A 20,895-nucleotide genomic window follows, 5' to 3' on the forward strand; every position below is an offset into this window, starting at 1 on the left:
AAAGATCGACCGAATCCCGACGAGGAGACACGCATGACAAAGCCTGAAATCGAGTTCCAGGAGGGTCCCGCCCCCACCCAGTTGGTCATCAAGGACCTGGTGGTCGGCGAAGGTGCCGAAGCGGAGCCCGGATCGAAGGTCGAAGTCCACTACGTCGGGGTCGAGTTCGATACCGGTGAAGAGTTCGACTCGTCGTGGAGCCGTGGTGAGTCCATCACCTTCCCGCTGTCCGGTCTGATCGCCGGCTGGCAGGAGGGCATCCCGGGCATGAAGGTCGGCGGCCGTCGCCAGCTGACCATCCCGCCGGAGCTCGCCTACGGTCCCGCCGGGTCGGGCCACCGCCTGTCGGGCAAGACGCTCGTGTTCATCATCGACCTGCTCGCCGTGCAGGTGCCGCCGGAGGTTCCGACGGTCGAGCCGGCGACCGGCCCGGCGCCCGCCGATCTCGTCATCGAGGACATCACCATCGGTGACGGCGACGAAGCGCAGCCCGGCGGCGTGGTCGACGTGCACTACCACGGCGTGGAGTACGACACCAACGATGTGTTCGACTCGTCGTTCGCTCGCGGCGACTCCGTCCGCTTCCCGCTCGGACGACTGATCCCGGGCTGGCAGGAAGGTATTCCGGGCATGCGCGTCGGTGGACGCCGCAAGCTCACGGTGCCCCCGCAGCTCGCGTACGGACCGGCCGGTTCCGGGCATCCGCTCGGAGGCAAGACGCTGGTCTTCGTAATCGATCTGCTCGGCGTCGGATAGCCGGACCCGCAACGACATCCGAGGCCCGCAACACCGGTGAGACCACCGGGGTTGCGGGCCTCGTCTTCGTTCAGTTCCGGGGCGCCCCGAGCATCGACAATGCGAGGCCGACGTAGTTGCGGGCCAGATCGTCGACGTCCACGCGGCCGGGCCGGTACCAGCGGGCGACGTCGATCCCCAGCGACAGGATCGCCAGTGCTGCGGTGGGCACGTCGCCGACCCGGAACGCGCCGATGTCGACCCCCGAGGAGATGACCTCACGGACCACCGCGTCGGTGCGCCTGCGGATCTCCGCGATCTCGCGGTAGTGCTCCTCCGACAGCGCATGCAGTTCGTACTGCGCGACCCGGCAGGTGGTGTGGTGCACGGCGTGGATCCGCACGAAACGGTCGACGATGGCGCGGATCCGCTCGATCGGGTCGGTGGAACTCGTGGCGGCGCTCTCGACCTCCTCGAGGACGTGGAGGTGCCCGTTGCGGCCGGCCTCGAAGAGCACGGCCTCCTTGGACGGGAAGTGCACATAGAGCGCTGCGGGGCTCAATCCTGCGCCGACGGAGATGTCTCGGGTGGTGGTCGCGTGGTAGCCGCGGCGTGCGAAGGACTCCACCGCGGAGGCGACCAGCCGGCGCGCGACCTCGGATCCACCGCTCGGGAGCGCTGCGACAAGAGAGGCGTCGGGGGTCTGCTCGGGTGTGTCGGTCACGGGGTCCGTCCTGCGGGTCGCGGAGAAGGCGTCGTTGACATCATGCACCGTCGTTGGTCTACTGAGTGAGCGCTTAGTTCGTTCTGCTGAGTTCGTTCCTGCTGAGTTCGCTCCTGCTACGGCCGATATCCGAGTCGCCCGAAAGGATCCTCGATGCCTTCTCCAGTCCTGTCCCGCCGCGACCTGGACTTCCTCCTGTACGACTGGCTCGACATCGAGTCCCTCACCGCTCGCGACCGCTTCGCCGAGCATTCACGGGAGACCTTCGACGCCGTACTCGACCTGAGCGCCGACATCGCCACCAAGCACTTCGCTACCCACAACAAGAAGGGCGACGCTCAGGAGCCTCGCATCGGCGAGGACGGTCGCGTCGAGATCATCCCCGAGGTCAAGGACGCGCTCGATCTGTTCTGCAAGGCGGGACTACTCGCCGGCGGGTTCGACGAGGAGCACGGCGGCATGCAACTGCCGGTCGCCGTGCAACGTGCCTCGATGGCGTGGTTCCAGGCCGCGAACGCCGGCACCTCGGCGTATCCCTTCCTCACCGCAGCCAACGCGAACCTGCTGGTCACCCACGGCAGCGACGAGCAGATCGAGACGTTCGTGCCGCCGATGCTCGAGGGCCGCTTCTTCGGCACCATGTGCCTGTCCGAACCGCAGGCCGGTTCGTCGCTCGCCGACATCACCACCAGGGCCGTGCCCGCCGCCGACGGCACCTACCGGCTGACCGGCACCAAGATGTGGATCTCCGGCGGCGACCACGAACTCACCGAGAACATCGTCCACCTCGTCCTCGCCAAGATCCCCGGCGGGCCGGACGGGGTGAAGGGCATCTCGCTGTTCATCGTCCCGAAATTCCTCGTCGAGGCCGACGGCACGCTCGGCGAACGCAACGACGTCGCGCTCGTCGGCCTCAACCACAAGATGGGCAACCGCGGCACCACCAACACCCTGCTCAACTTCGGCGAGGGCGTCCACACCCCCGGCGGCGAGGCCGGTGCGGTCGGCTACCTGCTCGGTGAGCCGCACAAGGGCCTGTCGTACATGTTCCACATGATGAACGAGGCCCGGATCGGCGTCGGCTTCCTCGCCACCTCCCTCGGCTACGCCGGGTACCTGCAGTCGCTCGACTACGCCCGTACCCGCACGCAGGGCCGGCCGCTCGGCGCCAAGGATCCGGCCTCGCCGCAGGTGCCGCTCGTCGAACACGCCGATGTGCGACGAATGTTGTTGGCGCAGAAGTCCTATGTCGAAGGCGCTCTCGCGCTGGGGTTGTACTGCTCGAAGCTCGTCGACGTGCAGCGCACCGCCGAGAGCGACGACGAGCGCACCCGCGCCGGTCTGCTGCTGGACCTGCTCACGCCCATCGCGAAGTCCTGGCCGTCGCAGTGGTGCCTCGAAGCCAACAGCCTCGCGATCCAGGTGCTCGGCGGCTACGGCTACACCCGCGAGTTCGACGTCGAGCAGTTCTATCGCGACAACCGACTCAACCCCATTCACGAAGGCACGCACGGCATCCAGGGCCTCGACCTACTCGGCCGCAAGGTGATCATGCAGGGCGGTGCCGCTCTCGCGCTGCTCGGCGAAGCGGTGGGCGAGACGATCGCGCGGGCGACGCAGGCCGGGGGCGACGCCGCCGCCTACGCCCAGCAGTTGGGCGCGGCCGTGGCGCGCGTCGCGGAGACGACCGCGACGCTGTGGTCCACCGGCGATCCCGCTGTGGCCCTGGCCAACTCGTCGGTCTACCTCGAAGCCGTCGGGCACGTGGTGGTGGCGTGGATGTGGCTCGAGCAGCTTCTCGCGGTGGGCGACCGCGAGGGCGACTTCTTCGACGGGAAGCGCGCCGCCGCACGGTATTTCTTCCGTTTCGAACTGCCCAGGACCGGTCCGCAGTTCGATCTGCTCGCAAGCCTCGACCGCACGACCCTCGACGTGTCACCGTCGGTTCTGTAACGACACCTTCCAGGTGACCGTCACCGACCCGCCGACCGGTAGCGCATGCCACCGGTCGGCGTAGTCGTCGAAGGTGTCGACGATCCGGTCGACCACCGGGGTGACATCGTGCGCGGACACATATGCCGGAAGGCCCGACGCCAGGCCGCGTCGCGCCTCCCAGACGGGAACGGCGATGCGCGCCAGTGTCTCCGACCTGATCATGTCGGCCTCCGCGCGCGGCGGCATCGCATGCTTCTTCGAGCGCCGACGCCGACCCGCTCTGGTCCGCTCCGCGTTGTCGACGGGCCAGAACATGCCGTTGTCGCCCGCGGCCAACTGCCCGAAGACACCGAGTTCGATACCCGCCTCGTTCTCGACCAGCAGGTGCACGAGGTCGTGGGGGAGATAGGGGTGACCGCCCGGGCCGTTGCGCGGAGCGAGCTCCGGACCGATGTCGCGGTGCACCGCGATCTCGTACCCGATCCCGGGACCCTTCGTGAAGACGACGCGCATGTTCGTCACGTTAGGCCCCGCGGGTAGAAGATGGCATCCGATTTTCAGGCGGATGCGCGCTCGACGAGCAACGACAGGGCGTGACGCACCGTCCTCGCGAGCACGTCCTGGGGATCACCGTCGAAGCGCTGCTCCTCGCTGCGGGTGCCGTCCGGACCGGTCGTCGCGAAGCACACCGTGCCCGGCGGGCGGCCGTCCTGCGGGTCGGGCCCACCGGCTCCGCTCACGGCGACGACGATGTCCGCGCCCAGGAGGCGGGAGGTGCTCTCCGCCATCGTGCGGGCCGCGCTCTCGGACACGACGGGGCCCTCCGGAACCTCGAGCAGGCCGTACTTGACCTCGCGCGAGTACGCGACGATGCCGCCGCGGAACCAGTCGGAGCTGCCCTTCGCGGCACCCAGGCGGGCTGCGAGCGTGCCCGCGGTGAGCGACTCCGAGCAGCCGAGCGTCAGCTTCTTGTCGGAGGCGAGCTGTGCCAGCTGCTCGATCAACTCGTCGGAGGTGTCCGTCCCCTCCACCACGTCGTCATCGGCCATGCGTGTCTCCTTCCAGCGCATCGGGTCGCACCCAGCGGGTGAGCAGGGTGCCGTCGTCGTCGCACACCAGGTGCGCACGTTGCAGGGGTGTCAGAGCGGCCGTCGGCGAATGCGCGATACGCGCGGCGCTGCCGGCGGCCAGGACCGGAGCCCAGGTCAGGCACAGCTCGTCGACGACGCCGTCCTCGATCATGCGGCCGAACAGATTCGGTCCGCCCTCGCACAGCACCCGGAGCCATCCCGCCTCGCCGATCGCCGCGAGCAGGGAGGGGCCGTCGATCACTGCGTCGGCGATGACGCGGACGTCGCCTCCGGCGGCCTCCACCGCGCGCCGGGCGGTCTCGGGGGCCCGTGCGGTCGTGAAGACCACGGGCGGGATCGTCGTGTCGGTGAACAGACGCAGGTCGGGCGGCAGGTCGCACGAGGCGGTCACCACCGCGACCGGCGGTATCGGAGCGAGTCCGGCCTCCTCGCGGCGCACGCGCAGGGCCTCGCTGGTCCTCGCGCCGCCGTAGTTCTCGGCCCGCACGGTGCCTGCGCCCACGAGGATCACATCGGCGAGTTCGCGCAGCAGCCCGAAGACCTTCTTGTCGGCGGGCGAGCCGAGGGCGCCCGATCGTCCCTCCACCGCCACGGCTCCGTCGAGGGAGGACACGAAGTTGATCCGCATCCACGGCCGGGACAGGTCGTCGGGATAGGCGTAGAGAGCGCGCAGCGCCGTGTCGTCCACGTGCTGCGTCGCATCGGTGCCGTCGAGTCGTCGCATGACGCCGATCAGACCACTCCCGCCCGCCGGATGCACGTCACGCGCCGTGCCCGGCGTCGAGATCACCCACGGACCTGAAGGTCATGAGGCGGTCCAGGTCGCCACGGAGCTCACCGCGTTCGGGTTCGAGGAGGAAACCGCCGTGGTCGCCGGTCGTGAAGGTCTCGAGGATCCGGCCGACGAACCACGCGCGCGGGCCGTCCAGCACGGGTAGTGCGTGGGGTCCCTCGTGCCACGAGCAGCGGTCGAACTTGTCGATGTCGTCGCCGGTGCTCGCCGAACAGCGCTGCCAGTTCACGGTCTGCCGGGGTCAGGACGTGCACGGCGAGGTGCTTCGCCTTCGACGCCACCCGGTAGGTCCGGTTCTTGTTCGACAGCGCCACCAGGAAGCGGGCCGGATCGATCGCGGACTGGGTCGCGAAACCGATCAGGCAACCGCTGCGTTCCTCGCCGTCGAATGCGGTGACGATGAACATCGGGTAGTCGAGCTGCGAGGCGATGTCCGCGAAACCGTCGGCGGATCCTTCGAGTGGGGTGTCGGCCATGAGCGGAATCGTACGGCCGTCACACCGATGCGGCTGTGGTTCGGCCGCGGTGCGGCTGTGAGTTTGGTCGGTGTGCGAGGTGGGGTACCCGCCGCAGTATGGACGCCGAGCACAGAGGTGATGGATCGTCGGGTGCCACCCTCGCCCCCGATGACCCGCGCAAACCCGACTCACCGACCGATCTGTCCACGCCGTCGTGGAAATATCTGCTGCGCAGGACGATTCGGGAGTTCAGTCGGGACCAGTGCACCGATCTCGCAGCCGCACTGACGTACTACGCCGTCCTGTCGCTGTTCCCTGCGCTGCTCGTCGTGGTCTCGTTGCTCGGCGTGTTCGGCCAGGGACAGACGACGGTCGACACCGTGCTCGGCATGGTCGAGGACCTCGGCCCGTCCTCCGCCGTCGACACCCTGCGAGGGCCGATCGAACAGCTCGTGTCCGCACCGACAGCCGGATTCGCCCTGATCGTCGGTATTCTCGGCGCGCTGTGGTCGGCCTCGGGATATGTCGGCGCCTTCGGCCGCGCCATGAACCGGATCTACGAGATCGAAGAGGGCCGGCCCGTCTGGAAGCTGCGTCCGCTGATGCTGCTGATCACCGCTGTGGCCCTGGTGGCCGCCGGGACGACCGCCCTGATGCTTGTGATCAGCGGCCCGGTCGCACGCACGATCGGCGACGTCATCGGCCTCGGCGACACCGCCGTGACGGTGTGGAACATCGTCAAGTGGCCCGTGATGCTTGCGCTGGTGGTCATGATCGTCGCGGTGCTGTACTACGCGACGCCCAACGTGTCCCAGCCGAAGTTCCGCTGGGTCAGCCTCGGATCGCTCATCGCGATCGTCGTGTGGATCGTGGCTTCGGTGGCATTCGCCTTCTATGTCTCGAATTTCGGCAGCTACAACAAGACCTACGGCTCACTCGCCGGTGCGGTGATCTTCCTGTTGTGGTTGTGGATCACCAATCTGGCCTTGTTGTTCGGTGCCGAGTTCGACGCCGAGATGGAACGTGGCCGCCAGCTGCAGGCCGGTATGCCTGCCGAGAGGACATTGCAACTGCCCGAACGTGATTCGCGCGCGAGCGAGAAGAACGCCGCCAAGCTGGAGGAACTCGTCGAGCACGGGCGGAAGCTGCGCGAAGCCCACAGCGCCGACGGCTCCTCCGGAGAGGCGGCCGACCCCGTGGGCCCTACCGGGCCCACGACGGAAAGGAATCCGCGATGACGACACCCGGCAATGCGCGCCCCGTAGCCGAGCAACCGAAGAACCTGTCCACTGTCGAACTCACCGAGCGGCTCACCGAACAGGTCTCGACCCTGGTGCGGACCGAGGTCTCGCACGCGCTCGAGGAAGTCAAGTCCAAAGGCACCCGCATCGGTGTGGGCGTGGGGATCTCGGGTGCGGGAGCGATCCTGTTGTTCCTCGGTCTGGCGACCCTGATCGCGACGGCCGTACTCGGCCTCGCCACCGCCGTCGAACCGTGGCTCGCGGCCCTCATCGTCGCGCTCGTGGTGCTCGCGGTCGGTGGCATCCTCGCCGCGGTCGGTGCCTCGAAGGCGAAGAACGCCGCACCGCCCGTGCCGGAACGCACGGTCGCCAGTGTCCGCGCCGACATCGACGCCGCGAAGGGAGCAACGAAGTGACCGCATCCGACAACGGTGGTCGTCCGGACGAGGTGGCCGACATCGAACGTCAACGGGCCGAACTCGCCGCGACCGTCGGCGAACTCACCGACAGACTCGACGTGCCCACCCGGGTCAAGCAGTCCGCGGCCGAACGGGCCCAGGAGGTCCGCAACCGGCCCGATCTGATCGCGGTGGCCGGCGGGGTCATCGCGGCCGTGCTCGTGCTGGTGCTTGTGAGGCGCAGACGGAAGAAGTGACGTAGGCGTACTCGAGCGGACGGATACTCGTGTTCTGCACCGAGTATCCGTCCGCTGCTGTGTGCAGGCTCAGCGGGGCGTGCCGTCAGCCGCCGAGCTGTTCCTTCAGCGCGTCGAGCACGGCCGGGTCCTCGATCGTCGACGGCACGGTGTACTCCTCGTGGTCGGCAATCTGCCGCATGGTCTTGCGGAGGATCTTGCCGGAGCGCGTCTTCGGCAGGGCCTGGACCACGGTCACGTCGCGGAAGGTCGCGACCGCACCGATCTGGTCGCGGACCATCGTGACGAGTTCCTGACGCAGGGTCTCGGGCTCGATCTCCACACCGGCCTTGAGCACCACGTAACCCGAGGGGCGCTGGCCCTTCAATTCGTCGCGGATGCCCACCACGGCGCATTCGGCGACAGCGGGATGCGAGGCCACCACGGCCTCCATGCTGCCGGTCGAGAGCCGGTGCCCGGCAACGTTGATCACGTCGTCGGACCGGCCGAGGACGAAGACGTAGCCGTCCTCGTCGACATAGCCCGAGTCGCCGGTGAGGTAGTAACCGGGGAAGGTGTCGAGGTACGACCGACGGTACCGGTCGTCGTCCTGCCACAGGCCGGCCAGTGTGCCCGGCGGCAACGGCAGGCGGATGACGATGTTGCCCTCGGTGTTCGGATCGACGCGCTTGCCCTCTCCGTCGACGATCTCGACCCGGTAGCCCGGCACGGGGACGGTGGGGGAGCCGGCCTTGAGCGGCATCGCCTCGAGCCCGCGCAGATTCGCCGCGATCGCCCAGCCCGTCTCGGTCTGCCACCAGTGGTCGACCACCGGGCGGTCGAGCACCTTCGTCGTCCAGTGGTAGGTGTCGGGGTCGAGGCGCTCACCGGCGGCGAAGAGCGTCTGCAGCGAGTCGATGGGGTACTTCTTCAGTTCCTCGGCGTTCGGATCCGCCTTGCGCACAGCGCGAATCGCCGTGGGAGCGGTGAACAGTGCCTTGACGCCGTTCTCGGCGATGATCCGCCAGAACGCACCCGCATCGGGGGTGCCGACGGGCTTTCCCTCGTACATCACCGTCGTTGCTCCGACCAGCAGCGGGCCGTAGACGATGTAGGAGTGGCCGACCACCCAGCCCACATCGGACGCGGTCCACCACACGTCGCCCGGATCGATGTCGTAGATGTTGCGCATCGACCACGTCAGGGCCACGGCGTGCCCACCGTTGTCGCGGACCACGCCCTTGGGCTTCCCGGTCGTGCCGGAGGTGTAGAGGATGTAGAGCGGGTCGGTCGCCGCGACCGTCACGGGCTCCGCAGGGGACGCGTCGGCGCACAGCTCGTCCCAGTCGAACCACGCCGCCGAGGACGTCTGGTAGTCGGCCGCCGATCCGGGGATCTGCTCGCGGTTCTTCACGATCACGGTGTGCGGCGGGGTCGGCGACAGGCCGATCGCCTGCTCGACGATCGGCAGGTACTCGACGGTGCGGCCGGGTTCGAGACCACCGGAGGCGGTGACGAGCACGACCGGCGTGGCGTCGTCGATGCGGGTCGCGAGTTCCTTCGCGGCGAACCCGCCGAACACCACCGAGTGCACCGCCCCGATGCGGGCGCAGGCGAGCATCGCGATGGCGGCCTCGGGGATCATCGGCATGTAGACGATGACGCGGTCGCCGGCGGCGACACCCTGGTCGCGCAGCACACCGGCGAACTTCGCGACCTCGTCGAGCAGTTCGGCGTAGGTGTAGGTGCGCTTGGCCGGAACCATCGCCGAATCCCAGATCAGGGCCGGGCGGTCGCCGTTGCCGGCGTCCACGTGCCGGTCGAGTGCGTTGACGCTGGTGTTCAGGGTGCCGTCCGGGAACCACTTGTACGACGGTGCCGCCGAGTCGTCGAGAGCTCGCGTCGGCGCGCTCTCCCACTCGACCGCGCGGGCGGCCTCGAGCCAGAATCCCTCCGGATCCTCGGTGCTCCGACGGAACGCCTCCTCGTACGAGCCCATCGTTCGTGTCCTTCCTCGACGGCGGTTGTGGCCCGAACCACTCTATGTGACCTGCAAGGGGGTGGCTGCAGGTCTGCGTCGGACGGACACGACCAGGCGACGAACGGACGAAGTGCCTACCCTGAGCCGCATGACCTCGATCGCGGAAGACCTGCTGCTCCTGCTTCTGGACGACGAATCGGGAAAGCCTCTCGTCGACGGGGTGAAACTGCCCCGCGTTCTCGCGGGTGCGGTGCTCCTCGAACTCGCCCTCGACGACGTGGTGGCGGTCGACACCGAGGGGGAGCAGGTGAAGAAGGGGCGCATCGCGATACGCACCGAGGCACGACCCGCCGATCCGATCCTTGCCGAGGCAGTCGAGCGTCTCGGCTCGGGCAGGCCGCTGAAGCCGACGTCGGCCATCGAGAAACTGCAGAAGGACCTGCAGGAGAAGCTTCTCGCGCGGGTCGTCGAGCAGGGCTGGGTCTCGGAGGAGCGCGGGAGGATCCTCGGCGTGTTCCCGACGAAGAAGTGGCCCGCGATCGATTCCACCCACGAGCAGCGCGTCCGCGACCTGATCCGCGCGGCGTTGATCGACGGCCTGACCCCGGAGCCGCGCACCACGGCGCTGATCGCGCTGCTGTCGGCGGCGGATGCGGCGCCGAAGGTGTTCCCGGACGCCGACAAGCGGGCAGTGAAGAAACGAGCGAAGGAGATCGCGCAGGGCGAGTGGGCGGCCGAGGCGGTGCGCGACGCCGTCGCATCCGTCAACGCGGCCATGATGGCCGCCGTCGCGGCCGGCGGGGCGGTGGCGGGTTCGAGCTGATCCGGATCGCGCCGGGTCAGGAGTGCACGCCGAGCTTGCGGTACCGCTCGATCCGTCGCCGGTAGCGGTCCTCCGCGGGCTCGTCGGTGAGGATCGCGAGTTCGCGGGCGACCGCAGCACCGACCCGCTTGACGAACGAGACGGGTTCCTCGGTGGCATCGGGATGCTCGGGGACGATCGCGTCGACGACGCCGTTGCGCAGCAGGTCGCGGGAGCGGATCCCCTGATCCTGCGCCATGGCCGGTGCGTGGGTGGTGTCGCGGTGCACGATCGCACTCGCGCCTTCGGGCGGGAGCGGGGCGAGCCAGCCGTGCTGCGCGCACAACACGCGGTCGGCGGGCAGCAGGGCGAGCGCGCCGCCTCCGGTTCCCTGACCGAGCAGCACCGACACCGTCGGGGTGGGCAGAGTGACGAGATCGGCGAGGCAGCGGGCGATCTCGGGTGCGAGTCCGCGTTCCTCTGCCTCCTTCGACAGCGACGCGCCGAGGGTGTCGATGACGAGCACGAGCGGCAGGCGCAGTTCGTCGGCGAGACGCATCGCGCGGCGGGCCTCGCGCAGTGCTCCCGGCCCCATCGTGCGTTCGGGTGACTGTCCCGCGCGGTCCTGGCCGAACATCACGCACGACACGCCGCGGAATCGGGCGAGGGAGAGCAGGACGGTGCGATCGGATTCGCCCTCACCGGTCCCGGACAGGGGGACCTGCGCGGAGGCGGCGTGACGCAGCAACTGCCGGATACCGGGCCGTTCGGTCCGTCGGCTGAGCATCACCGAATGCCAGGCCGGGATGTCGGGCACGTCGTCGACGGTGGTGATCGCCGGACTCGACGTCACCTCGGGCCGGTTGCCCTCGACGAGTACGCGCAGCAGCCGGTGCACGACCTGACGCACACCGCCGAGGGGCACGACCCCGTCGATCACGCCCTTGCGGTACAGGTTCTCCGCGGTCTGGACGTCCTCGGGGAAGTTCTCCTGGTAGAGCGCCTTGTAGACGCGCGGACCGAGGAACCCGACGAGCGCGCCCGGTTCGGCGGCAGTGACGTGCCCGAGCGACCCCCACGACGCGAACACCCCGCCCGTCGTCGGATTGCGCAGGTACACGAGATAACCGAGATGTGCGGCCTTGTGCGCAGCGACGGCGGCGGCGATCTTCACCATCTGCACGAAGGCGAGGGTGCCCTCCTGCATGCGGGTGCCACCCGAGGTGGGCGACGCGAGCAGGGGCAGTCCCTCGGCGGTCGCGCGTTCGACGGCGGTGACGATGCGTTCGGCGGCGGCGACACCGATCGAGCCTGCGAGGAAGGAGAATTCGCACACGATCAGAGCGACCCGGCGGCCGTGGACGGTGCCCGAACCGGTGAGCACGGATTCGTCGACCCCGGACTTCTCGGCGGCCCTGTCCAGATCGGCGAGGTACTTCTCGCCCGCCCCGACATCGATCGGCGGAACGTCCCAGGAGACGAAGCTTCCCGGGTCGAGCACCTTGTCGATGAACTCCTGCGCCGAGATCCTGCTACCGGCCACGTCGCCTCCACCTGTCCTCGTCCGTCGCGGTCAACCTATACCGGCGCGAACGAGGGGGAGGACATGTGCGTGTTCTTGCGACACACCGCATATGTCCTCCCCCTCGTTGTGGGATCGGCTATCGGCCGAGCGCTTCCTTCCACGTGACCGTCCGGCCGATGCGCAGGATCGACCGCTGGTAGATGCGCGCGGCGATCACACTGAGCACCGCGATCGCGGCGACCATCAGCACGATGGTGCCGACGATCTGCACCGGCGTGGCCACGCCCGCCGCGATGCGCAGCGGCATGAGGATCACGGAGAACGGCGGGATCCAGCTCAGCGTGGTGCTCCATCCGGCCTCGGGGTCGTCGACCGACGAGAACGCCGCGAAGAACATCGCGAGAATCAGCATCACCAGCGGACCCGAGGTGGAATTGACGTCCTCCTGCCGCGACACCATCGACCCCGCCGCCGCGTAGAGGACGGCGAAGAACGCGAAGCCGAGGACGAACCAGCCGAGGGTGCCGGCGAGCACGCCGAGGGCGGTGCCGGTGATCGTGAGGGTGTCGGTGGCGAGCGCCGTGCCGACACCGACCGCGCCGTAGGCGGTGAGTTGCAGGAGCCCGACCGCGCCGATGCCGAGGATCTTGCCCCACAGCAGTTGCAGCGGACGCAGCGTGGACAGCAGCAGTTCGACGACACGCGAGGACTTCTCCTCGACGACACCCATCGCGACGTACATGCCGAACATCAGGATCTGCATGTACAGCAGGATCACCGCGATGATCGAGAGGATGATGCGTTGTCCCTGTTCGGGGTCCGGCGGGTCGAGGGCGTCGACGGTCACGGTCGCCGCCGAGACGTCGGCCGCGACCGCGGCGGGATCGACGCCGCGGTCGGTCAGCGCGGCGACCTGGGCCTGCTGCACGACAGCGGCCTCGACGACCGCGCGGACGTCGGTGTCGAGCTCCGATTCGGTGATCGCTGTGACGGATGCGCCGTCGCCGGGAACGAGCGCGACGTCGAGATCGCCGGAGGACACCTGCTCGCGGGCGGTGGCGGCGTCGGGAACGTCGGAGACCTCGAGCGGAGTGCCGACGGTCTCGCCGAGCGACTCGATCGTCGTCTGCAGCGCGGGCGCCCCCACGACTCCGACGGTGGGCCGGTCGTCGCCGCCGCCGGACAGGATCGAGGTGGCGACGATACCGACGACGATCGCGACGAGGATGATCGCGTTGCTGATCAGGAAGCTCTTCTTCTGAACCTGCGTGACGAACTCGCGCGACGCGACGAGACCGACCGCGCGGGCGTTGCTCAACGGGGCGCTCATGCGGAAACCACCTCTCGGAACAGCTCGGTCAGGGATGGGCGTCGGAGCGAGAACTCGTGGACCGGGCCGGTGGCCAGGGCCGCCTTGAGGATCAGCTGGTCGTCGGCGCCGGGGGTGACGGTGAGCACGGTGCGCTCGTCCTCGTCCTCGTACTCGGCGTGCGTGACGCCCGGCAGACCGTGCGCCCAGCCTCGGGGTGCCTGCGGCGCGTGGACGACGAGGAGCGCGTCGCCCTTGGACCGCAGGTCGTCGACGGTGCCCACGGCGCGCATCCGACCTGCGCCGATGATGCCCACGCGGTCGCACAGGCGCTGGACGAGGTCGAGCTGGTGGCTCGAGAACACCACCGGCACGCCATCTTTCGCCTTCTCGAGCAGGACGTCGCTCATGACGTCGACGGCTACCGGGTCGAGGCCGGAGAACGGCTCGTCGAGGACGAGGACCTTCGGGTCGTGCACGAGAGCCGCGGCGAGCTGCACGCGCTGCTGGTTGCCGAGCGACAGGGCGTCGACGGTGTCGCCGAGACGTTCGGCGATGCCGAGCCGTTCGGTCCACCGTTGCACCGCCTCCGACGCCTCCGACTTCGAAAGGCCGTGCAGCCGAGCGAGATAGGACAGTTGCTTGCCGACCTTCATCTTCGGATACAGGCCGCGTTCCTCGGGCATGTACCCGATGTTGCGGCGCATCTCGAGGTCGACCGGCTTCCCGTCGATGCGGACCTCGCCGGAGTCGGCGGCCAGGACGCCGAGGGTGATCCGCATGGTGGTGGTCTTGCCGGCGCCGTTGCTGCCGACGAAACCGAACAATTCGCCGGGGCGGACTTCGAAACTCACGCCGTCGAGAGCGACCGTGTCGCCGTAGCGCTTCGAGAGATTGTCGATCGTCAGTGTCACAGCAGGTCCTCCGGATCGTCGTCGGGGCGGGTCCAGGCGAGCAGAACAGCGGGCAGGCAACCGCTGAACAGGATCGAGGCGAGAGCGAATCCGCCTGCGGAATAGGCGAGTGCCCGATGGTCGATCGAGTCGATCGCCGGGCTCCACAGCAACGCGAAGATCGGGATCATCAGCAGGCCCTGCGCCACGGACAGGCCGATCGAGCGGGCGCTGTTGCGCTCGGCGATCTCGCGTTCATCGAGGGCGCGACGGGGTGCATCGGACTGCCTTCCCGACACGATCTGCAGACACGTCCAAGTGGGCAGGAACACCAGCGTCACCGGCAGCCAGGCGATCGCCGCCGCCATCGTGAAGTACGACGCGATCGACGCGACGAACATCAGCGCGATCAGCACCATGACGGCGACGGCGAGGATGCGGCGGCGACGGCGGGTACGCCAGTTCGGCATCCACCCCCCGGTGATCTCCTCGTTCTTCAGGAACCTGCGGGTGCGGTACTCCTCGTAGCGATCGAGCAGGGATTCTGTGGTCATCTCAGGCCTCCTTCCGGGGCTTGTACAGCTCGGTCGACAACGGCGTGAACTCGGTACGGGAGAAGACGGCTTCGACCGGTAGTCCGAAGACATCGCAGATGCGGAAGGCGAGATCGAGGCTCGGATAGTGGTCGCCGCGTTCGAGTGCTCCGACGGTCTGCGGGTTCACATCGATGAGCGCGGCCAGTTGTGCGCGGCTCATGCCACGCTCCGCGCGCAGGACGCGGATGCGGTTGTAGATGGGGAGAGCTTCCCCACGACGTACCGGACTCATGGAACAAAGTGTTGTGAAAACCCAACGCTTTGTCAATGGGTGAGGATGGATCGATATGTCGTAGTGTTGTCAGTCGTCGTCGGCGAAACCGCGGAGACGGTCGAGTTCGCGACGTTCCTTCTTCGTCGGACGGCCCGCCCCGCGGTCGCGGCGGGGGAGCGCCGCGAGGATCTCCTTCGGTGGAGGCGGGGGACTGTGATCGATGTAGGCGGTCGCGGCGATCGGTGCACCCACGCGCTTGTTCACGAGCTGGGTGACCTCGACGATCTTCTCCGTTCCGTGCGCGCGTACGCGGACCTCGGCTCCGATCGTCACCGGCGTCGACGGCTTGGCCGTCACACCGTCGACGCGGACGTGCCCGGCGCGGCACGCGCTCGCCGCGGCGGACCGGGTCTTGAACAGCCGGACCGACCACGTCCAGCTGTCCACGCGCACGCTTCCACCCATCTACATCAACTCCTCGCTCAGCTTCCCGTCGTCGAGCATCCACCGACGTGTCGTCCGTGTGGTCTCCAGCATGCGGCGATCGTGCGTGATCAGCAGTAGGGTTCCCTCGAAACTGTCGACGGCCTGCTCGAGTTGCTCGATCGCCGGCAGATCCAGGTGGTTGGTGGGTTCGTCGAGCACCAGCAGATTGACGCCGCGTGCCTGCAGCAGTGCGAGTCCCGCGCGGGTGCGTTCGCCCGGCGACAGCGACGACGCCGTCCGCAGGACGTGGTGCCCTTTGAGGGCGAACTTCGCCAGCAGTGTCCGCACGTCGGCGTCCGGCCAGTCGGGCACGTTGCGCCCGAACGCCTCGACCAGCGGTTCGTCCCCCTCGAACAGGCTGCGGGCCTGATCGATCTCGCCGACGAGAACACCCGACCCCAGCGACGCGCGACCGGTATCCGGTTCGATCGTGCCGAGCAGCAACCGGAGCAGCGTAGACTTCCCGGCGCCGTTCGGGCCGGTGACGACGATGCGGTCGCCCCACTCGACCTGCGTGGTGATCGGCCCGAGGACGAAGTCGCCCCGCTGGACGACGGCCTCGCCGAGGGTCGCGACCACCGTGCCGCTGCGCGGGGCGGCGGCGATGCACATGCGCAGTTCCCATTCCTTGCGCGGCTCCTCGACGACGTCGAGCCGCTCGATGCGCCGCTGCGTCTGACGCGCCTTCGCCGCCTGCTTCTCGGTGGCCTCCGCGCGGTGCTTGCGTCCGATCTTGTCGTTGTCCTTGGACTTGCGGCGCGCGTTGCGGACGCCGTGTTCGAGCCAGTTGCGTTGCATCCGGGCGCGTTCCTCGAGCTGCGACTTGGTGTCGGCGAACTCCTCGTACTGTTCGCGCGCGTGTCGGCGCGCCACCTCGCGCTCGACGAGATACGCCTCGTACCCGCCCTCGTAGACCGAGATCTGCTGCTGCACGGGATCGAGTTCGACGATGCCCGTCACTGTGCGCGCGAGGAATTCGCGGTCGTGGCTGACGACCACCAATGCCGTGCGTGTCTCGTCCACGAAGCGTTCGAGTCGTTCGAGCCCGGGCAGATCCAGGTCGTTCGTCGGTTCGTCGAGCAGCAGCACGTCGTAGCGCGACAGCAGCAGTGCCGCCAGCCCGGCGCGGGCGGCCTGGCCACCGGAGAGCGCCGTCATCGGAGCGTCGAGGCCCGCTTCCAGGCCGAGGTCGTCGATCACCTTCTCGGCGCGCTCGGCGAGGTCGGCCCCGCCGAGCGCCAGCCACCGTTCGAGCGCCGGGGTGTACTCGTCCTCGTCGGAGTCGCCGAGTCGCTCGGCGGCGGCGTTCATGACGCGTTCGGCCTCGGTGACACCGGTGCGCCGGGAGAGGAAGCCGAGGATAGTCTCGCCCGGCACCCGTTCGGGTTCCTGCGCGAGATAGCCGATCGTGGCGTCGGGCGGGCTGAGGACCACCGAGCCGGTGACATCGGCGTCACCGACCCCCGCGAGGGTCGTGAGCAGCGTCGATTTCCCGGCGCCGTTCGCCCCCACCAGGCCGATCACATCGCCGGGTGCGACGGTGAGATCGAGTCCGTCGAACAGGACACGTTCCCCGCGAGAGGCCGACAGGCCGTCGATACGAAGTGTTGCGCTCACGCTCCGAGTATCCCGGGTGCGACGAATCCGAGGTCCGGCGCGGGTCGGTACCGGCCACGAGCGGCCCCTCAGCCACCGCACTCCGCGGGCACGATCCCATCGTCGCCCACCGGGACGGCGTCGAGTGGATTGTCGATCTCGTCGCGCCGCGTCCGGGCCGCGACGATCACGATCACCGCGGCGACGGCCGGCACCAACCCGGCGATCGCGAAGGTCGGCGCGAGCCCGACCGTGAGGGCCAGCGGCCCGGCCACGGCCATGGACAGCGGCATGAACACGATCGAGACGAAGAAGTCGAGACTCGAGACCCGACCGAGCAGGTGCGCGGGCACCCGCCGTTGCAGCAGCGTTCCCCACACGACGGATCCGGCGTTGAACAGCGCGCCGACGACGAACACCGCGGCGATCATGATCGGTACCGACCCGGAGACCCCGATGACGGCGAGGGGGACGCAGCCCAGCCCCCCACATCAGAAGCGGGACGGTGAGATAGCGCCTCGGCAGCCGCAGCGACGCCACGAGCATCGACCCGACTGCCCCACCGACACCGAAACCGGCCATCACCATCGCGTGCTGCAACGGCCCGCCCCCGGTCGCCTCGCGGATCGCGAACGGGATCAGCACCTCGATCGGTCCCAGCACGCAGAAGACCGCGACGGACCCGAACAGGAGCGTTCCGAGCAACCACCGCGTGCGCACGGTGAACCGCACACCCTCCGCGAGATCGTCGAGCACGGAACGGAATCCGCTCGACCCTCCGGTCCGCGTGTCGTCGCAGCGGACCACGGTCGGGTGCATCGCGAGGATGCACAATGCCCCGACCACCTCGAGGAGCGCGACGGTGCACATGGCGACGGCGGGGGACGAGGCCGCGACGACGGCGCTCGCCGCCGCCGGACCGGCCGCCTGCACGAGCGTCGGCCGGAGCACACCCTCGACACCGTTGGCGGCGAGCAGGTCCTGCGGCGGGACGATGGACGGCAACAGTGCCGAATAGGCCGGGAACTGGACACCGTTGGCGAGCCCGAGTGCGAAACCCACGACGGTGAGATGCCAGAAGGCGATCGATCCGTTCACGGCGAGCGCAGCCGTCACCGCGACCAGCACCGCCCGGACGATGTACGTCGCGAGGAGCAGGGTGCGCTGCGGGATCCGATCGGCGAGCACACCCCCGAGAAGTGCGACGAGGAGCATGCCCACGGCAGGCCCCACTGCGACCGAGGACAGTTCGGCCGGACCGCCACCCATCTCGACGACCTGCCACACCACCGCGATGAGCCAGGTGCCCACGGACAGCAGTCCCGCGGCGAGCGCCAGGATCAGCAGGCGGTACTGCGGATGAGCGAACGGCCGCACGGGTCCGCGCGCCAGGCGCGGACGCCGGTGCGTCGGTGATGCGGTGTGGTTGCTCATCGCGTTCCCCCGGTCGTCGGACGGTCCGATGAGATCTTGCGACCTCGAGGCGACTCGAGGTCAAGTGTCTTCGCCCCCCGGGTGACCGATCAACCGATTTTTCCGTGAGCGTCGCCGTCAGCGTGCGGGTCCGACTTCGAGAACGATGTCTGCGGAACGTCTTTCGTCGTTCTCGGTGGTCCACTCGATCGACACGACGTCGCCGGGACGGTGACGGAGCAGACGTTCCTCGAGTTCTCCGGTCGACGAGACGCGCTCCCCGTCGAACGACACCACGACGTCGCCGGCGTCGAGACCGGCGTGATAGGCGGGACTGTCGTAGGACACCCACAGCACCTCGGCCCCGAGATCCTGCCCGTCCTTGCGGGCGGTGGTGACGTTCGCGCCCAGCCGGGGCGTCGGGCCCACGTGCACCGACCCTTCGCTCACTCCCGTCCGCACCTGCTCGACGACGGTGATCGCCTCGGTGATGGGCACGGCGTACGCCTCGGGGGTCGTATCGGGCGAGGTGTCGACGTTCCGCTGCACCGCACCCGCGGTGTTGATCCCCACGACCGTTCCGTACTCGTCGACGAGCGGCCCGCCGGAATCACCCGGCCGGATCGGGGCATCGGTGCGGATCATCCCGGTGAGGCGGTGACGTGAACCGTCCGTGGCGTCGCGCACCACCACATTGCGGTCGAACTCGACGATGGTGCCGGGGGTCGCCACGACGACCCCACCGCCCTGGGAATTGCCGAAGGCCGTGACCCGGCTGCCCACCGGCGGCAGGTCCTCGGCGATCGCGGCGGCCGGAAGATCGCTCGCGGTGCCGAGCCGCAGGACGGCGAGATCGCGCTCGCGGTCGTAGCCGAGGACCTCCGCGTCGTAGATCAGACCGTCCGCGCCACTCACCGCGCTGATATCGGTGGCTCCGCTCACCACATGATGGTTCGTGACGACCGTGCCGTCGGGGGTGATCACGATCCCGGTGCCCGTCATGCCCGTCCATCCCGCACTCGCGTCGATCGTCACGACGACCGGCAGGGTGCGCGCGGTGAGTTCGTCGGCGGTCAGCGGTGTCGGGGGAGGAGCGACCGGCGCCGGCGGTGGGGGAGGGAGCGCGACGTCGACCAGGGCCGGTGCCGATGCGACGAGACTGGCGGTGGTCGCGAGCGCGACCAGCAGCACCGATCCGCCCCGCCCGCTCACTGCTGCGGCACCTCGCCGGTGAGATGGTCGACCAGTTCCCGGGCCGCGGCGCGACCGGCGCGGTTCGCTCCGATCGTGGACGCCGACGGGCCGTAGCCGACGAGATGGATGCGCGGATCCTTCGCGACGCGGGTCGCGAGCCGGCCGTCCATCGTGATGCCGCCACCGGCGTTGCGCAACGACAGCGGTGCGAGATGGTCGAGGGAACTCCGGAATCCGGTGCACCACAGGATGACATCGACGTCGAGTGTCCGGCCGTCGCTCCAGCGGACGCCGGTCTCGGTGATCTCGGAGAACATCGGGGACCGCTCCAGCGCGCCGCGTTCGCGCGCGGCCCGAAGCGCCGGGGTGAGCGGGAGCGCGGTGACGGAGACGACCGATCCGGGTGGCAGTCCGCGTCGTACCCGATCCTCCACGAGAGCGACGGCGGCGTGACCGCGCTCGGCCGTGAAAGGTTCCTCGCTCCAAGCAGGTTCGCGTCGCGTCACCCAGGTGGTCTCCGTGACGCGGGAGATCTCGTCGAGGAGCTGGACCGCGGAGATGCCGCCACCGACGACGAGCACGTGCTGCCCGGTGAACTCCTCGGCCGTTCGGTAGTCCTTGGTGTGCAGCTGCCGTCCGGTGAACCGCGCGGCGCCGGGATACCAGGGGACGAAGGGGCGCTCCCAGGTGCCGGTCGCGTTGATGATGCCGCGTGCCGCGTAGACGGCCGACTCGGTCTCGACCCGCAGTCGCTCGCCGCGGTCGCACACGACCCGCACGGTGGTGGGGCGGTGGACGGGAAGGTCGAACTCCTTCTCGTAGGCGGCGTAGTACTGCGGTACCGCAGAGGCTGCCGGAACCTCGCCCGCGGAGGTGTCGACGACGTCCGCGAACGCGAGGCCGGGCAGGTCGTGGACGCCGTTGACGGTGCTCAGTGTCAGTGATGGCCAGCGGTCCTGCCATGCCCCGCCGGGGCCGAACGAGCGGTCGAGGACGACGAATCCTGTTTCGGGTGCGACTCCGAAGCGGGTGAGGAAGTAGGCGGTCGACAGGCCGGCCTGCCCGGCGCCGATCACGACGATGTCGACCGGCGCCGCATCGACGGTCTGTACCTCGGCCGCATCGAGTGCCTCGTCGGCGAGCATCGCGAGCCTCCCTCTCGGATCGTTGTCCTTCATCATGCCGCGATCGCGGCCGGTGCGCGGAAGGAACGCTGTCCGCAGCCGTAGAGATGTGATATCACTTTAATATCGCTTTGATCCTGGGAGGTAGGAA

20 protein-coding genes and 3 pseudogenes are annotated in these 20,895 nt (G+C 68.9%); 7 read left to right on the forward strand and 16 right to left on the reverse strand.

Going from position 1 to position 20,895, the window contains the following annotated elements; translation table 11 throughout:
- Positions 1-33: 33 nt before the first annotated feature.
- Together BO226_RS27840 and BO226_RS27845 are read left to right on the forward strand one after the other, a co-directional pair.
- A pseudogene (locus tag BO226_RS27840) lies at positions 34-384 on the forward strand (FKBP-type peptidyl-prolyl cis-trans isomerase); the annotation flags it as partial.
- 6 nt (positions 385-390) lie between these two features.
- The gene (locus BO226_RS27845) at positions 391-756 is read left to right on the forward strand and encodes an FKBP-type peptidyl-prolyl cis-trans isomerase (RefSeq protein WP_039958015.1); all 366 of its coding nucleotides are present in this window, start codon (positions 391-393) and stop codon (positions 754-756) included.
- Positions 757-826: 70 nt separating this feature from the next.
- On the opposite strand, the gene BO226_RS00715 is transcribed toward BO226_RS27845, so the two are convergent.
- Positions 827-1,459, reverse strand: a complete 633-nt coding sequence (locus tag BO226_RS00715) for a TetR/AcrR family transcriptional regulator (protein WP_037217077.1) — start codon at positions 1,457-1,459, stop codon at positions 827-829.
- A 153-nt stretch (positions 1,460-1,612) separates the two neighbouring features.
- Here BO226_RS00715 and BO226_RS00720 point away from each other — a divergent pair, with 153 nt between their 5' ends.
- Entirely contained in the window at positions 1,613-3,412 is a 1,800-nt protein-coding gene (locus tag BO226_RS00720) for an acyl-CoA dehydrogenase (RefSeq protein WP_071934416.1), read from the forward strand.
- On the opposite strand, the gene BO226_RS00725 is transcribed toward BO226_RS00720, so the two are convergent.
- From BO226_RS00725 to BO226_RS00740, 4 genes and pseudogenes are all read right to left on the reverse strand, one after another.
- Positions 3,395-3,907 (reverse strand): hypothetical protein, encoded by a 513-nt coding sequence (locus BO226_RS00725; RefSeq protein ID WP_019289913.1) that lies wholly within the window; start codon positions 3,905-3,907, stop codon positions 3,395-3,397. The two genes, BO226_RS00720 and BO226_RS00725, sit on opposite strands and share 18 nt — an antisense overlap.
- Before the next feature lie 44 nt (positions 3,908-3,951).
- Positions 3,952-4,443, reverse strand: a complete 492-nt coding sequence (locus BO226_RS00730; protein ID WP_071934417.1) for a CinA family protein — start codon at positions 4,441-4,443, stop codon at positions 3,952-3,954.
- Positions 4,433-5,209 carry a pyrimidine reductase family protein gene (locus BO226_RS00735; RefSeq protein ID WP_024103101.1) on the reverse strand — a complete coding sequence of 259 codons (777 nt, stop codon included), beginning with the start codon at positions 5,207-5,209 and terminating at the stop codon, positions 4,433-4,435. Before BO226_RS00735 ends, BO226_RS00730 begins: the two co-directional genes overlap by 11 nt.
- Before the next feature lie 37 nt (positions 5,210-5,246).
- Positions 5,247-5,640, reverse strand: a pseudogene (locus BO226_RS00740) (flavin reductase).
- Between the two features lie 212 nt (positions 5,641-5,852).
- Between BO226_RS00740 and BO226_RS00745 the strand changes: the two are divergent.
- Genes BO226_RS00745 through BO226_RS00755 form a run of 3 tightly spaced genes read left to right on the forward strand, consistent with a single transcriptional unit; the run spans position 5,853 to position 7,632 of the window.
- Positions 5,853-6,974 (forward strand): YihY/virulence factor BrkB family protein, encoded by a 1,122-nt coding sequence (locus tag BO226_RS00745; RefSeq protein ID WP_071934418.1) that lies wholly within the window; start codon positions 5,853-5,855, stop codon positions 6,972-6,974.
- On the forward strand, positions 6,971-7,393 hold the full coding sequence (locus tag BO226_RS00750) for a phage holin family protein (protein ID WP_006551639.1): 423 nt from the start codon (positions 6,971-6,973) through the stop codon (positions 7,391-7,393). Before BO226_RS00745 ends, BO226_RS00750 begins: the two co-directional genes overlap by 4 nt.
- The gene (locus BO226_RS00755; protein WP_006551638.1) at positions 7,390-7,632 is read left to right on the forward strand and encodes a DUF3618 domain-containing protein; all 243 of its coding nucleotides are present in this window, start codon (positions 7,390-7,392) and stop codon (positions 7,630-7,632) included. The genes BO226_RS00750 and BO226_RS00755 overlap by 4 nt, the downstream gene beginning before the upstream one ends.
- An 85-nt stretch (positions 7,633-7,717) precedes the next feature.
- Here the strand turns inward: BO226_RS00755 and BO226_RS00760 are convergent, their stop codons facing one another.
- On the reverse strand, positions 7,718-9,610 hold the full coding sequence (locus BO226_RS00760; RefSeq protein ID WP_071934419.1) for a propionyl-CoA synthetase: 1,893 nt from the start codon (positions 9,608-9,610) through the stop codon (positions 7,718-7,720).
- Positions 9,611-9,740: 130 nt separating this feature from the next.
- Here BO226_RS00760 and BO226_RS00765 point away from each other — a divergent pair, with 130 nt between their 5' ends.
- A complete protein-coding gene (locus BO226_RS00765) occupies positions 9,741-10,415 on the forward strand; it encodes a GOLPH3/VPS74 family protein (RefSeq protein WP_033096774.1) in 675 nt (224 codons plus the stop codon).
- Between the two features lie 16 nt (positions 10,416-10,431).
- Here the strand turns inward: BO226_RS00765 and BO226_RS00770 are convergent, their stop codons facing one another.
- From BO226_RS00770 to BO226_RS00815, 10 genes and pseudogenes are all read right to left on the reverse strand, one after another.
- Complete coding sequence (locus BO226_RS00770; protein WP_071934420.1) at positions 10,432-11,937, reverse strand: carboxyl transferase domain-containing protein; 1,506 nt, start codon at positions 11,935-11,937, stop codon at positions 10,432-10,434.
- Between the two features lie 118 nt (positions 11,938-12,055).
- Positions 12,056-13,249 carry an ABC transporter permease gene (locus BO226_RS00775; RefSeq protein ID WP_071934421.1) on the reverse strand — a complete coding sequence of 398 codons (1,194 nt, stop codon included), beginning with the start codon at positions 13,247-13,249 and terminating at the stop codon, positions 12,056-12,058.
- Entirely contained in the window at positions 13,246-14,142 is an 897-nt protein-coding gene (locus tag BO226_RS00780; RefSeq protein WP_024103108.1) for an ABC transporter ATP-binding protein, read from the reverse strand. The genes BO226_RS00775 and BO226_RS00780 overlap by 4 nt, the downstream gene beginning before the upstream one ends.
- A complete protein-coding gene (locus BO226_RS00785) occupies positions 14,139-14,675 on the reverse strand; it encodes a hypothetical protein (protein WP_006551632.1) in 537 nt (178 codons plus the stop codon). The genes BO226_RS00780 and BO226_RS00785 overlap by 4 nt, the downstream gene beginning before the upstream one ends.
- A gap of 1 nt (position 14,676) precedes the next feature.
- A complete protein-coding gene (locus BO226_RS00790; RefSeq protein WP_033096769.1) occupies positions 14,677-14,949 on the reverse strand; it encodes a helix-turn-helix transcriptional regulator in 273 nt (90 codons plus the stop codon).
- 69 nt (positions 14,950-15,018) lie between these two features.
- Entirely contained in the window at positions 15,019-15,396 is a 378-nt protein-coding gene (locus tag BO226_RS00795) for an RNA-binding S4 domain-containing protein (protein ID WP_006551630.1), read from the reverse strand.
- Complete coding sequence (locus BO226_RS00800; RefSeq protein WP_071934422.1) at positions 15,397-17,034, reverse strand: ABC-F family ATP-binding cassette domain-containing protein; 1,638 nt, start codon at positions 17,032-17,034, stop codon at positions 15,397-15,399. It lies immediately after the preceding gene.
- Positions 17,035-17,574: 540 nt separating this feature from the next.
- Positions 17,575-18,447: pseudogene (locus tag BO226_RS27850) on the reverse strand (MFS transporter); the annotation flags it as partial.
- 117 nt (positions 18,448-18,564) lie between these two features.
- Complete coding sequence (locus tag BO226_RS00810; RefSeq protein WP_071934423.1) at positions 18,565-19,638, reverse strand: S1C family serine protease; 1,074 nt, start codon at positions 19,636-19,638, stop codon at positions 18,565-18,567.
- The gene (locus tag BO226_RS00815) at positions 19,635-20,765 is read right to left on the reverse strand and encodes an NAD(P)-binding domain-containing protein (RefSeq protein WP_071934424.1); all 1,131 of its coding nucleotides are present in this window, start codon (positions 20,763-20,765) and stop codon (positions 19,635-19,637) included. Before BO226_RS00815 ends, BO226_RS00810 begins: the two co-directional genes overlap by 4 nt.
- Positions 20,766-20,895 lie beyond the last annotated feature (130 nt).

It is taken from the genome of Rhodococcus sp. 2G (genome assembly GCF_001886355.1).
Lineage (GTDB): Bacteria > Actinomycetota > Actinomycetes > Mycobacteriales > Mycobacteriaceae > Rhodococcus > Rhodococcus pyridinivorans.

What these genes read in the sequence shown, in the direction of transcription:
- BO226_RS00720 (WP_071934416.1), top strand. Translation starts at nt 1,613, where the DNA reads ATGCCTTCTCCAGTCCTGTCCCGCCGCGACCTGGACTTCCTCCTGTAC.
- BO226_RS00795 (WP_006551630.1), bottom strand. Translation starts at nt 15,396, where the DNA reads ATGGGTGGAAGCGTGCGCGTGGACAGCTGGACGTGGTCGGTCCGGCTG.
- BO226_RS00745 (WP_071934418.1), top strand. Translation starts at nt 5,853, where the DNA reads ATGGACGCCGAGCACAGAGGTGATGGATCGTCGGGTGCCACCCTCGCC.
- BO226_RS00785 (WP_006551632.1), bottom strand. Translation starts at nt 14,675, where the DNA reads ATGACCACAGAATCCCTGCTCGATCGCTACGAGGAGTACCGCACCCGC.
- BO226_RS00760 (WP_071934419.1), bottom strand. Translation starts at nt 9,610, where the DNA reads ATGGGCTCGTACGAGGAGGCGTTCCGTCGGAGCACCGAGGATCCGGAG.
- BO226_RS00790 (WP_033096769.1), bottom strand. Translation starts at nt 14,949, where the DNA reads ATGAGTCCGGTACGTCGTGGGGAAGCTCTCCCCATCTACAACCGCATC.
- BO226_RS00725 (WP_019289913.1), bottom strand. Translation starts at nt 3,907, where the DNA reads ATGCGCGTCGTCTTCACGAAGGGTCCCGGGATCGGGTACGAGATCGCG.
- BO226_RS00775 (WP_071934421.1), bottom strand. Translation starts at nt 13,249, where the DNA reads ATGAGCGCCCCGTTGAGCAACGCCCGCGCGGTCGGTCTCGTCGCGTCG.
- BO226_RS00730 (WP_071934417.1), bottom strand. Translation starts at nt 4,443, where the DNA reads ATGGCCGATGACGACGTGGTGGAGGGGACGGACACCTCCGACGAGTTG.
- BO226_RS00735 (WP_024103101.1), bottom strand. Translation starts at nt 5,209, where the DNA reads ATGCGACGACTCGACGGCACCGATGCGACGCAGCACGTGGACGACACG.
- BO226_RS00815 (WP_071934424.1), bottom strand. Translation starts at nt 20,765, where the DNA reads ATGCTCGCCGACGAGGCACTCGATGCGGCCGAGGTACAGACCGTCGAT.
- BO226_RS00765 (WP_033096774.1), top strand. Translation starts at nt 9,741, where the DNA reads ATGACCTCGATCGCGGAAGACCTGCTGCTCCTGCTTCTGGACGACGAA.
- BO226_RS00750 (WP_006551639.1), top strand. Translation starts at nt 6,971, where the DNA reads ATGACGACACCCGGCAATGCGCGCCCCGTAGCCGAGCAACCGAAGAAC.